The sequence below is a fragment of the Billgrantia gudaonensis genome (assembly GCF_900100195.1).
Classification (GTDB): Bacteria; Pseudomonadota; Gammaproteobacteria; order Pseudomonadales; family Halomonadaceae; genus Halomonas; species Halomonas gudaonensis.
Genome location: NZ_FNES01000004.1, coordinates 1 through 12,396, shown reverse-complemented (window position 1 = coordinate 12,396; position 12,396 = coordinate 1). Strand labels below are relative to the sequence as shown.

The window sequence follows — 12,396 nt, the reverse complement described above, 5'->3', positions numbered from 1 at the left end:
GGAATGCGCGTCGAGATTCATGGTAGCGAACTGGCCGCAGTCACTGCCGCCGCCGCCCTGGCATGGGTGGGACACCGGGTCCACTGGGTGCCCCACGCCGGCATGCCCTGGGCGTCGCTGGTTCGGGCCGATTGGCTCGTGCGGGAACCGCAACTGCTGGCCCGCCTGGAGGAAGGCCGCCAGCAGGGAGCGCTCACGATAGCGGGAGATGACGACCGCGACGCCGGCACCATCGACGTACTGTGGCTGGCCTTGTCGCCCGAGCAACGCGGCGATGCCGATACGCTGGTGGTCGCCGCGCTTGGCGAGCGCACGCGGCCGCTGCTGCTGGTCAACAACTCGACGTTTCCGGTCGGGGAGACGGAACGCTTGGGCCGGCTCGGTGCGCCGGTGCACGCCGTCGCCCTGGTCGATACCCTCGAGGAAGGGCGTGCCTGGGAGAGCTTCACCCGCCCCGGCCGCTGGCTGCTGGGGCGCGACGATGACTGGCCGGAAGCCCAGGTCCGCGAACTGCTGCGCGCTTTCAATCGCCGGCGTGATGCCTTCCAGTGCATGCCGCGGCGTGCCGCGGAGCTCACCAAGCTGGCCACCATCGGCATGCTGGCGACGCGCATCAGCTACATGAACGAGATCGCCGGCCTGGCCGACACCCTGGGCGTCGATGTCGAGTACGTACGCCAGGGGATGGGAGCCGACTCGCGAATCGGCTACGAGTATCTCTATCCCGGTTGCGGTTTCGGCGGCCCCAATTTTTCGCGGGATCTGATGCGTCTGGCCGATGTCCAGGAGGCCAGCGGGCGTCACTCGGCACTGCTCGAGCAGGTCCTCGACATCAACGAACAAAAGAAGGAAACCCTGTTTCGCAAGCTGTGGACGCACTTCCATGGTCGCCTGGAAGGGCGAACGGTGGCGATCTGGGGAGCTGCCTTCAAGCCAGGCTCGGCACGCATCGACCATGCCCCGGTACTCACCCTGCTCGAAGCCCTGTGGGCCCAGGGCGTCAGCGTACGTGTCCATGACCCGGTCGCGACGCCGTCCCTGCACGCTGCGGTCGGCAACCACCCGCGGCTGGTGCTCCTCGATGACGACCCCTACCTGGCCTGCGAAGGGGCCGATGCACTGATGCTGGTCACCGAATGGAAGCATTACTGGAACCCGGACTGGGAACGCCTTTCGAGTTTGCTCAACGAGCGCTTGCTGCTCGATGGGCGCAATATCTACGACCCTCGTCACGTCGCGGACCATGGCTTGATCTACCGTGGTATCGGTCGACGCGCCGATCCAGGCGAACAGCGTTCACGACGTTGATGCCGCCACGTGCGCCGAGGCGCTGCCTCTGCGTACAATGGGCGGTATCGTCGTCCCGGTGACAAGGAGTTAGCCATGCCCGAAGCGCGTCCGACCGAACGACGCCCCATCGTGCCGGACCCCGAGGCCAGCGTCTCGCGTTCCGCGCGTCCCGTGTCGGCCTCTCCCCGGCTTTGGCCGGTCTACCTGCTATTGCTGATGGTGATCGTCGGCCTCGGCGCCCTGGCCTGGTTCGGTTGGCAGGAGCGGTTGCGACTGGAGGCCGAATGGGAGCGTCTGTCGGGTGAAATCTCCAACGTGCATGCCCGGTTCGATGCCCAGGAAGGCCGTGGCGACTGGCTCGAACATCTGGAAACCCGCCTCGATACACTCGAGGGCCGCAACGATGCGCTCGATGCTCGTACGACGGGCCTGGAGATCGAGCTGGAGCAGCGTTCGGGCAGCGATGCCGAGCGCGTGGAAGCCCTCGACGCGCGCCTGGACGAGTTGGCTGGCCAGCTCACCACCATCGATCAGGAAGCCGCCACTCGCGACGCCCTGTTGGCGGCGCTGGGGACTTCCCTGGATGCGCTCGAGCGTGGCGGCGAAGAGGGGCGTCAGGCGCTCGCGGCGCGCCTGGATTCGCTGGAGACGGCGGCCACGCGCCGAGACGAAACGCTCGAGGCTCTTGCCGAGCGGCAGGATGAGAGCGTCGCAGCCGTAGAAAGCCTGCAGTCTCGGGATGAAACCACGCAGGAGCGTCTTGCAGAACTGAACGATGCGCTCGAAAGCGTCGACGAGCGTCTCGAATCATTGGAGTCTCGGCATGACGACGACGTGGAAGCACTGTCCGAGGTGCAGGAGCGCCTCTCCTCTGCAGAGAGCGAACTGCGTGAGGTGCGCCGTTCGCAGCTTGCGTTGAGTGCCGAGCTGGAAGCCCTGCAGCCGTGAGCGGGCTGGGCGGGAGATGCCGTCGATCAGGAAGCCGTTGAGTATGGGAAGACGTGCAATCGCCCGTTGGGCGGCGGCGGCCTGGGCGCTTGGCATGGCCCAGGGAGCCATGGGTATCGAGACACGCATCGATGGTCTTTCCGGCGAAGTCGCCGAGAACGTACGCCACTACCTCAGCGACCTGGAGGCCGACCAGTATGGTCGCACTCGGCTCGAAGGCGAGATTCGGCGCCGGGCCCGCGAGGCGATGCGCGTCTACGGCTACTATGAGCCGGTCATCGAGCAGGAGTTCGGCGACGACGACCCGCCTCGCCAGGTGACCCTTGCCATCGAGCCCGGTCGCCAGGTGCGCATCGAGGAACTGGCGCTCCGGCTCCTCGGCGATGCCGAGAGCGATCCGCCGTTTCGCGAGGTGTTGGATGCCTTTCCGCTGTCGGAGGGCGATCCCCTGGCTCACGCACCATGGGACCGGATGCGCAGTCGCCTGGCAGGGCTCGCCCTGGAGCGAGGCTATTTCGACTGGCGCTTCGTCGAGCGGCGCATGGAAGTGCGGCCTTACGAACAGAGTGCGCGGCTCCACCTGACCCTGGACAGCGGTCCCCGCTATCGTTTCGGCAATGTCGCCATCCGTGGCAGCCACATCGAGCCGGCACGGCTGAGACGCATGGCACCGTTCGCCGAAGGCGAGCCCTATCGCGCCGGCGATATCGCCGTCTATTCCCAGCGCCTGGGACAGGCCGGCTGGTTCGACTCGATCAGCGTGCGCCCCCGACTGGATGACGAGCGCGACCTGGCCCTGCCTCCTTCCACACTGGGCTGGTGGAACGCCGTGGCGACCGAAGGCAGCACGGCGTTGAGCCGCGACGCCGAGACGACGCTGGCCCCCCGCATTGCGTCATCGTCCTTGGAAACCGTGGCCAGCCTGACGGCGTCCGAGCGGCCCGAGATGCCCATCGACGTCGTGGTGACCCCGGCCGACCGCCACCAGTTCGAAGTCGGGGTAGGGTATGCCACCGACGTGGGGCCGCGGCTGCGTTTCGCCTGGGAGCAGCCGTGGATCAACCGTCTGGGCCACAGCCTGGAGCACGACCTCTATCTTTCGGCGCCCGAGCAGCGTTTCAGCGGCACGTATACGATGCCGCTGGAAGATCCGCTGCGCGATCAGTACCGCTTGCAGTACGGCCTGCGCAATCGCGACAACGAGGATACGCGAACGCTGGAAAGCACCGTGGAGATCGCGCGTCGCTGGGAATTCGAGAATCGCTGGGTGCAGACGCTCTTTCTGCGCGCCACGTTCGAGGATTTCACCCAGGGCAACGAGGCCGACAGCGTACTCATCTACTATCCCGGCATCAGTTGGTCGCGCACGCGCAGCCGCAATCCACGCTTTCCGACCTGGGGTGACCGTCAACGTTTCGGTATCGAGTACTCCGACACGCGGTGGGGCTCCGATGCCGACTTCCTGCGGCTCACCGGTGATAGCGAATGGATACGCATGCTGGGAGAGGACAACCGCTTCGTCGGGCGCATCGGGTTGGGCGCCACCTTCACCGACGATTTTTCGCAGATCCCGCCATCGCTGCGCTTCTTCACGGGTGGCGATCGTAGCATCCGCGGCTATGCCTACGAGAGCCTGGCCCCGCGCAACGAGGAAGACGAGCTGCGCGGCGGCGAGCAGCTGCTCACCGCCAGCCTGGAGTACCAGCGCCGGGTCACTGGCGACTGGTGGGCCGCGGCCTTCGTCGACACCGGCGACGCCTTCGACGACTGGTGGCCGGAGGCGCTCAACACCGGCGCCGGCCTCGGCGTACGCTGGGTCTCTCCGGTGGGGCCGATTCGCGTCGATATCGCTCATCCCTTCGACGATGAAGACGATTCTTGGCGCCTCCACTTCGCCATCGGTCCGGAGTTCTGATGCGTCGCTTTGCAAGAAGCCGTGCTCTGATTCGTGCACTGCTGGGACTGTCTATCGCTCTGCCGGTCTGGTGTCTGGGGATCGCTCTCTTCGCTCTGGGCCTGGCTCTCTCCCCCTGGGGCACCGGTCTGCTGCTGGACGAGGGTGCCAAGCGCGGTTTTTACCAGTTCGAGAGCGTAGAGGGCGCCCCGTTCGACCGCCTGGTCCTCCAGGGGCTGCGGTTGCAAGCGGGGCCGGCCGACGTGGCCATCGACCGACTCGAGCTGGCCTGGGCCGAGGACTGTTTGCTACGTGGTCGTCTGTGCATCGATAAGCTGGCCGTGGAAGGTGCACGGGTTCGCCTGGCCGGCAGCGAGCAGGCGGCTGCGGTCGAGTCGGGCTCGGCCGGCGAGGGGCCCGGAGAGATCACGCTGCCGTTGCCGGTCGAGATCCGCGACCTGGCGCTCGCCGACGTCGACGTACGGCTGGCGGATGGCACGCGCGTGCGCTTCGACGATTTTACCAGCGGTGGCGAGGCCGAGGGCGATTCCTTCGAGCTATCGCCCACCCGCCTGACCGGCCTTGACCTGACCCTGCCGCAGTCGCCGGGGGGAAGACTGGCGCTGGTCGAGGTCGACCGGGGAGTGCCTCGCCTCACGGCATCGGCCATCGATGCGTCCATCGCTGCGCAATCCCCCTTGCCGGCAGCGACCGCCACCGAGGTCACCACGCCGCTGGCGGAGCGGGAGCGCCTGGCGCTGCCCACCATTACCATGCCGCTGAACGTAGCGGTGCCCGAGCTGATCGTCGAGGACATCACCTTGACGGGGCCCATCGACTACCGGATACGGCGCATCGGCCTGGCACTCTCGGCCAGCGGCCACACGCTTGAAGTGTCGCCGCTCGAGGTGACGAGCCGGGATATCGATGCGCGTCTCTCGGCACGTGTCGAGTTGCGCGACGAGTATCCCCTCGATGCCCGCTTGGAAACCGACCTGTGGCTGCCCGAGCGGTACCCGGAACTGGCCGGCGAGCGCTTGGCGCTCGAACTGGGCGGCAGCCTGGCTGCGCTCGACGCCGAGTTGACCGCCCGTGGGCCGGTCGATGCCGAGCTACGCGCGCAGTTCGACGTTCTTGATCCGACGCTGCCATTCACCGCCTCGCTGGACAGTTCGCTGCTGCAGTGGCCGCTACCGCCACGCACGAGCGTTGCGGAGGCAACGCCACGGGACGACCAGCCGGGGGCGGCCGCCCCCTACCTCGCGGAGGACGTGGCGCTGCACCTGGAAGGCGATCTGCTCCACTATCGCGCCGCACTGTCGTTGCAATTGGAAGGGCCGCAGATTCCGCGCACCCGGGTGGCGCTGTCAGGCAACGGCGATCGCAGCCAGTTCGCCTGGACGCCGCTGTCGCTCGCTCTGGGTCCGGCATCGGCGGTGAGTCGCGGGCGGGTCGCCTGGGAAGACGGTCTCGACGTCGAGGCGAACCTGCGTTTCGACGATGTCGATCCCGGGCGTTTCATCGACGGGGGGCACGGGCAGCTGAGCGGCGACCTCCAGGCGAGCTTCCATCAGACGGCGGGCGGTTGGCAGGTGAACGTGCCCGACGTCGCCATCGAGGGCGAGCTGGCCGAGCGAGCGCTCTCCCTCCGGGCCCGGCTGAAGGGCGACAGCGACATGCGCTGGGCCATCGAGCGCTTCGATTTTCGCCAGGCGGACAATCGGCTGAGCGCCAGTGGCGAGGTGGCCGAAACGGCTCTCGATCTCAGAGGAGAGATCGACATGCCTGAGCTGGGTACTCTGCACGAGTCGCTGGCAGGCTCGCTGAGCGGCGAGTTCGCCGCCTCGGGTAGCCTGGAAACGCCGCGTCTCGAGCTGGCTGTGGACGGCGATGGACTGGCCTATGCCGACAACCGGGTGGCGTCGTTGCGGCTGGCCGGGGAGGCCAGCGGGTTGGAGGATACCGCCTTCGACGTCGAACTCGGCGTGGACGACGTGGCGGTCGGCGGGCAGCGGTTGGAAAGCGTCGCACTGAACCTGGAAGGACGCCTTTCCGAGCATCGTCTGACGCTCGACGTCACCGGCGACGAGGGGCAGCCGGTGAGCGCCGTGGCCCTGCGCCTGTCGGGCGCTCTCGGTGCGGATCGTCAGCGCTACCGAGGCACCCTCGATCCGCTGAACCTCGCCAGCGAGTACGGCGATGTGGTGCTGGAAGAGGCGCTGGCCTTCGAGGTGGATCTTGCCCGGGCGGAATCCCGGGTGGAGCCGTTCTGCCTGCGCCGGGAGCGGGGTGGCCGCCTGTGTCTCGACGAGCCCATGACGGCGAGTGCCGAGCGTGGGCGCGCGGCACTGTCGCTGCGGGATCTGCCCATGGATCTCGTCGAGCCCCGGTTGCCCGAGGCTTGGCAGGTCGAGGGACAAACCGACCTGAGCCTGATCGCCGAATGGCGTCGTGGCGGCGTCGAATGGCAGGCCCGGGCCGACCTGGCCAGCCGCCTGGCCCTGCAGGGGGAGGATGCCTATGGCCAACCCTGGGAATTGCCGCCCTCGCGTCTCGACGCCACGCTGGAGGCCGACCCGACCCGCGCGGATCTGGATCTGACGCTGGAGCTGGCCGAATCGGGCAACGTGTCGCTGGACCTGGGCATTGCCGAGCCGCTGGAGGAAGGGCGCCTGGAGGGCGAACTACGCCTCGATGCGCTCCAGCTGTCGCGTTACCGCACTCTGGTGGTGGGCATCGAGACCCTGGAGGGCTCGCTGGACGGGGCGGTGAGCATCGCCGGGACGCGGCACACCCCCGCGCTCGATGGGCAGATGGGCCTGTCCGACTTGCAGGTCAGTGGCGTCGACGTGCCGCTGGTCGTGCGCGACGGCGAAGTGAACGTCGATTTCGCGGGTGACAGCGCACGCATCGAGGGTTTCGTGGCGGCCGAGGAGGGGAGATTGACCATTGCCGGCGACGCTGCCTGGCCGGCCCCCGACGACTGGCGGGTGGCCGTCGACCTGGATGCGACGGCGGAACCGCTGCAGATGGCACTTCAGGGGGTGGGGCGGCTGCGCGTCGCGCCGGACGTCCAGGTGCGCGTCACACCGTCTCTGCTGCAAGTGCGCGGTCAGGTCCAGGTGCCCTGGGCGCGTCTCGAGGTGGGGCAGCGCCCGGCTTCTGCGGTGGGTCCGAGTCCCGACGAGGTGATCATCAGCGAGCGCGAGGATGAGCGTCGCCGCGAGGCGGAGCGGGCCGCCGAGGAGGGCGCCGGTACCGGGACAGCACTGAACGAAGCGGGCATGGCGGTGGACGTACGTATCGACCTGAACCTGGGGCCGGACATGATCCTCGAGGCCTACGGACTCAGTTCGGGGCTCGATGGCGCTCTCGAGGTCCGTCAGCAGAACGGGCCGGTCCAGCTGTTCGGCGATGTCAACCTGACCGACGGCCGCTTTCGTGCCTTCGGTCAGGACTTGCTGATTCGTCAGGGGGCACTGCTGTTCAGCGGCCCTCCCGATCAGCCGCTGCTCGATTTCGAGGCGATCCGCAACCCCGAGGTCACCGAGGATGGCGTGGTGGCCGGCCTGCGCGTCGAGGGTTTCGCCGCCGCGCCGAATCTCAGCATCTTCTCCGAACCCGCCATGGACGAAGCGCGTGCACTCTCGTACCTGCTACGCGGCAGGGCTCCTCGCGATGGCGATACCGACGGCGCTCTGACCTCGGCACTGGTGGGCCTCACGGTGGGGCAGACCGGCGGTGCCGTGGGCGCCATCGGCGAAGCCTTCGGCATCGGCGATCTCAGTCTGGAAACGGCGGGAGGCGGCGAAGACAGTCAGGTGGTAGTGAGCGGCTATCTCACCGACGACCTGCGGATCAGCTATGGGGTGGGCATCTTCTCGCCGATTGCCGAACTGGCCCTGCGTTATACGCTGTGGCGCAACCTGTACCTGGAGGCCATCTCCGGTGCCGCCCAGGCCGTCGACCTGGTTTATGCCTTCAGCCGCCCCGGCGAGCCGCCCATCATCGAGCCGTCCCGCTGAGAGGGCTTGGTTGCCCTCTCGGCCATGGCGCATACTGGGTACCCCTTGCCGACAACGAGACTGGACTCGCCATGATCATCGATCCCGCCGACGCTCTGCCAGGACGCGACTCGCCGTTGCCCATCAGCGGAAGACACGTCGTTTCCGGACGTTCCATGCTGCCGCCGTTCCCCTCGGGGCACGAGGTCATCGTGCTGGGGCTGGGCTGTTTCTGGGGGGCCGAACGGCTCTTCTGGGAGCTGCCGGGAGTCCACGTCACCGCCGTGGGCTATGCCGGTGGCGTGACGCCCAATCCCACCTATGAAGAGACCTGTACCGGACTGACCGGTCACGCCGAGGTGGTGCGAGTGGTGTTCGATCCCGCCCGGCTCGACCTCACCACGCTGTTGCGGGTGTTCTGGGAAGCCCACGATCCCACCCAGGGCATGCGCCAGGGCAACGACGTGGGAAGCCAATATCGCTCGGCGATCTATGCCACCAGCGAAACGCAGCGCAGCGAGGCAGAGCGCAGCCGCGACGCCTACCAGCGCTCGCTGGACGCCGCAGGGAAGGGGCGTATCACCACCGAAATCGCTCTTCTCGAGGCCTTCTATCCGGCCGAGGAGTATCACCAGCAATATCTGCACAAGAACCCACAGGGCTACTGCGGGCTGAAGGGGACCGGGGTCAGCTGCCCGATTTGATGCGCTGCGCGGTGCTCGCCTGGCAAGGGACCGCTGGAGTGGTCCACGCCTCGAGTTCCTGAGCGAGGCGCCGGGCGAGCCAGGGACGCAGGCGTCCTTCGCGCCACTCCATGAAACCGACGTGTCCGCCATGGCGAGCCAATTCGATGCGGACGGCATCGCCAGCGGGCGGCAGTCGATCGTAGAGGCTGCTTGGCATGAATGGGTCGTCTTCGGCATGCAGGATGAGGGTCGGTACCTCGATCTCGCCGAGCAAGGGCCCTGCCGAGGCGCGCCGGTAGTAATCGTCGGCATCCGCGAAGCCGTGCAAGGGCCCGGTGATGGCATCGTCGTAGGCCCGCAGGCTGTCGAGCCCGTCCAGGGCGCGAGCGTCGATTGCCAGCGGGAGCGTCTGGGCGGCAATTCGGCGACGAACCCTGGCCTTTAGCGAATGCAGCAAATGGCGCTCGTAGAGCCTGGCGAATCCGCGGTGCAGGGCATCGGCACTGGCGGCGAGGTCGAGGGGGGCGCTGATCACGATGGCGCCTGCCAGATCCAATCCGTCGCCGCCTTGTTCGGCCACCAGCTTGAGAAGCATGTTGCCGCCGAGAGAAACTCCCGCAGCGACCTTGAGTGCGTGGGGATAGCGGTGGGCGAGCTGGCCGATCAGCCAGTAGGCATCCGCCGTATCCCCACTGTGGTAAGCGCGCGGCAGGCGGTTGGCGCGCCTGCCGCAGCCGCGGAAGTGCATGAGAACGGCCCGCCAGCCCAATTGGGCTGCCGTGCCGAGCAACCAGCGGGCGTAGGGGGAGGCGATGGAGCCTTCAAGACCATGGAAGAGCAGAAGGATCGGCGCCTGTGCATCGCGTGGAGCCGGCCGGGCCCAGACCAGCTCGACGAAATCGCCGTCGGGAAGTTCCAGCATTTCCCAGTCGTAGGCCAGGCGCTGGCGGGGCAGAAGCCTCGGCAGCAGGGTCTGCACGTGCGGATTGCTCAACCCTCGCGGCGGCTGGAAATCGGCGGTGTGCAGTTGGCCGGCCATAGTGTGATCACTCGCTGCGCTCAGACATTGTCCGAACGGTGCCTAGGGCTCGGGCGTCAGGTCATCGGCACCGTGGTGGGCGATCCGCACGTTGTCTTCGATGCGGATGCCGCCATGAGGGGCCAGTCGCTCGATCCGTCTCCAGTCGATGTCGGCGCCCACCGGCGATTCGCGCAGTGGCGACAGCAACATCGGGATGACATACAGCCCCGGTTCTATGGTGACCACCATGCCCGCCTCCAGTTCGCGCGTCAGACGCAGCGCGGGGTCGGCGTCGGGCGGTGGCAGCGGAGTACCGTCGGTGGCGCGACGACCGGCAACGTCGTGTACCTGCAAGCCTAGCAGGTGACCGAGCCCGTGGGGGCAGAAGGCTCGGGTGATGCCATTCGCCACGGCTGCCTCGGCGCTGCAGGAGACCAGGCGGTGTTCCACGAGCAGTGCGCCGAGTTCGCGATGCATGCGCTCATGCAGGGCACGAAACGACATTCCCGGCGCCAGTGCTTCCACCAACCGCTGCTTGAGCGCCGTCATCGCGTCTATCAACGGCGGGAACAGGGAGTCGGCATCGGGGCCAGCCCAACTGCGAGTGATGTCGGCGCAGTAGCCGCGGTGGCGGTGCCCGGCATCCACCAGCAAGCTGCGGCGCTGTGCGGGAAGAGCGGTGTCGTAGTGCTGATAGTGCAAAACGCCGCCGTGGGCGTTGAGACCGACGATGTTGGCGTAGGGCAGCTCGCTCTCGCGCTGTCGAGAAGCGCCGAGATAGGCGAGCTGGATGTCGAGCTCGGCCGCCTCGCCGGCCAGGAAGGCGTCTCGTGCCGCCAGGTGGCCGGCCATGGCGCGCCGGTTGGCCTCGCCCAGACAGGCAATTTCGTAGTCGCTCTTGCGAACCCGGGCCTCGTCGAGAGCGGCGGTCAGCAGCGGCGGGTTGAGCTCGACGCCGAGTGCCGCGGCCACCGCATCGGTGACGTTGCCGAGGAGGGCGAAGTGACCCGCCGGCAGGGCGGGCGGCTGGTCGAAACGACCGGTCTCGATATCGAAGCGCTCGACCCAGGCCTCCTCCGGCAGCGTGGCCGACAGGTGCCAGAAGTCGTCCGGGGCGTGGAAGTAGAGACGCGGCCGTTCGCCGGGGCGAATCAGCAGCCAGCTGTGGGCAAGGCCCGGCATCGGCACCCAGTGCAGAAAGTGCCCGAAGGTGGCGAAGCTCGCTTCCTGATCGTCGGCGAAATGGCGATGCGGATGGCCGCTGTAGAGCAACACGCCGTCCAGGTCGTGTCGCTGGAGAGTGGCAGCATAGGCGGCCTCGAGCGCGTCGAGGTGACGCGCCTGCAGGCTATCGAGATCGAAACTCATGGGGTCTCCGTTGTGGGGTACGCTGCGTCGGAAAACGGTCGGTGCCTTCACCGGACGAAGCCTTGTGTCTCTCCGGGCTTGTTGATTAGCTACCAGCAGGCCTTGGCATCAGGGTGAGCATCCACAAAGCCTGAGGCGTTATAGCCTGGGACCTAGATTATGCCCCCTGATGCCCTCTATCTCGATAGCTTGAATGGTATCCAAGCCCCTCCTGACCTGGAGTGAGGCTGCACGAACAAGGAAAGGCGACGAGAGCATGGCAGTGATCGGTATCGACGTCAGCAAGCAGAAGATCGACTGCGCCTGGCTGCGCGATGTGGCGACCGGCAAGGTCAAGACCCGGGTGTTCCCCAATCGTCGGCAGGTCTTTCCCCGCTTGCTTGAATGGCTCGAACACCAGACGGGAGAGCCACAGGATCAGTTGCATGTGTTGATGGAAGCCACCGGTATCTATCACGAAACGCTCGCGTATTGGCTGCATGCTGCTGGCATTCAGGTATATGTCCTCAACCCGGCACAGGTGCGCGATTTCTCCCGCAGCCTGGGGGTACGTGGCAAAACGGATAAGAAGGACAGTGTGGTGCTGGCCCAGTATGGCGCGACGCAACGTCCCAAAGCCTGGCAGCCAGAGCCCGAGGAAGTGCGCAAGCTCAAGGCGCTGGCAGCGAGACTCGATGCCCTGGACAAGGACATTCAGCGTGAGCGAAACCGGCGCGAGAAAGCCGAGTTCGCCATGGCAACCGATATCCTCCGCTCGATCGATGACATCCTGATGGCATTGACGCGTGAGCGGGATCGTCTCCAGCAGGAGGTCGATGACCACCTCGATCAGCACCCTGGCTTGAAGCAGGATCGCGCCTTGCTGCAAACGATTCCCAGCGTTGGCCCTGCGGTATCTCTACGACTGTTGGCGATGCTGCGTAGCCGCGTTTTCGAAAGCGCCCGCCAGGCCGCGGCGTTTGCGGGACTCGTGCCCGTCAGTTGGGAATCGGGTAGCTCCGTACGGGGACGTCCCCGCTTGTCGAAAGCCGGCAATCCGAAACTGCGTCAGAGCCTGTACATGGCAGCCGTCGTCGGGCTGAGGCGAAATCCGGATATCTCGGCGCTATACCAGCGGCTTATAACAAACGGCAAGAGCAAAATGGCGGCCTTGGGGGCGGCGATGCGGAAGCTGATCCACATCGC

The 12,396-nt window shown here is 66.8% G+C and carries 8 protein-coding genes; 6 read left to right on the top strand and 2 right to left on the bottom strand.

Annotation, left to right across the window (positions count from 1 at the left end; translation table 11 throughout):
* Nucleotides 1-3: 3 nt before the first annotated feature.
* The 5 genes from BLP96_RS05880 (at nucleotide 4) to msrA (ending at nucleotide 8,840) form a co-directional block, all read left to right on the top strand.
* Complete coding sequence (locus tag BLP96_RS05880; protein WP_089684117.1) at nucleotides 4-1,308, top strand: UDP binding domain-containing protein; 1,305 nt, start codon at nucleotides 4-6, stop codon at nucleotides 1,306-1,308.
* Nucleotides 1,309-1,383: 75 nt separating this feature from the next.
* On the top strand, nucleotides 1,384-2,238 hold the full coding sequence (locus tag BLP96_RS05875; protein WP_089684115.1) for a coiled-coil domain-containing protein: 855 nt from the start codon (nucleotides 1,384-1,386) through the stop codon (nucleotides 2,236-2,238).
* A 43-nt stretch (nucleotides 2,239-2,281) separates the two neighbouring features.
* On the top strand, nucleotides 2,282-4,153 hold the full coding sequence (tamA, locus tag BLP96_RS05870) for an autotransporter assembly complex protein TamA (protein WP_089684113.1): 1,872 nt from the start codon (nucleotides 2,282-2,284) through the stop codon (nucleotides 4,151-4,153).
* Nucleotides 4,153-8,157, top strand: coding sequence for an autotransporter assembly complex protein TamB (tamB, locus tag BLP96_RS05865; RefSeq protein ID WP_089684111.1), 4,005 nt, complete (start codon nucleotides 4,153-4,155; stop codon nucleotides 8,155-8,157). The genes tamA and tamB overlap by 1 nt, the downstream gene beginning before the upstream one ends.
* Nucleotides 8,158-8,228: 71 nt before the next feature.
* Nucleotides 8,229-8,840, top strand: a complete 612-nt coding sequence (msrA, locus tag BLP96_RS05860) for a peptide-methionine (S)-S-oxide reductase MsrA (protein WP_089684108.1) — start codon at nucleotides 8,229-8,231, stop codon at nucleotides 8,838-8,840.
* Here the strand turns inward: msrA and BLP96_RS05855 are convergent.
* Nucleotides 8,824-9,861: a hydrolase gene (locus BLP96_RS05855; protein ID WP_089684106.1), complete on the bottom strand. Its 1,038-nt coding sequence runs from the start codon at nucleotides 9,859-9,861 to the stop codon at nucleotides 8,824-8,826. The two genes, msrA and BLP96_RS05855, sit on opposite strands and share 17 nt — an antisense overlap.
* A gap of 42 nt (nucleotides 9,862-9,903) precedes the next feature.
* Nucleotides 9,904-11,211, bottom strand: a complete 1,308-nt coding sequence (gene pepQ / locus BLP96_RS05850) for a Xaa-Pro dipeptidase (RefSeq protein ID WP_089684104.1) — start codon at nucleotides 11,209-11,211, stop codon at nucleotides 9,904-9,906.
* Nucleotides 11,212-11,467: 256 nt separating this feature from the next.
* Here pepQ and BLP96_RS05845 point away from each other — a divergent pair.
* Nucleotides 11,468-12,396 (top strand): IS110 family RNA-guided transposase (locus tag BLP96_RS05845; RefSeq protein ID WP_089684102.1); only part of this gene is annotated, 929 nt, incomplete at its 3' end.

Coding starts and splice junctions, on each gene's coding strand:
- pepQ (WP_089684104.1), bottom strand. CDS start 11,211: ATGAGTTTCGATCTCGATAGCCTGCAGGCGCGTCACCTCGACGCGCTC.
- tamA (WP_089684113.1), top strand. CDS start 2,282: ATGGGAAGACGTGCAATCGCCCGTTGGGCGGCGGCGGCCTGGGCGCTT.
- msrA (WP_089684108.1), top strand. CDS start 8,229: ATGATCATCGATCCCGCCGACGCTCTGCCAGGACGCGACTCGCCGTTG.
- tamB (WP_089684111.1), top strand. CDS start 4,153: ATGCGTCGCTTTGCAAGAAGCCGTGCTCTGATTCGTGCACTGCTGGGA.
- BLP96_RS05880 (WP_089684117.1), top strand. CDS start 4: ATGCGCGTCGAGATTCATGGTAGCGAACTGGCCGCAGTCACTGCCGCC.
- BLP96_RS05875 (WP_089684115.1), top strand. CDS start 1,384: ATGCCCGAAGCGCGTCCGACCGAACGACGCCCCATCGTGCCGGACCCC.
- BLP96_RS05855 (WP_089684106.1), bottom strand. CDS start 9,861: ATGGCCGGCCAACTGCACACCGCCGATTTCCAGCCGCCGCGAGGGTTG.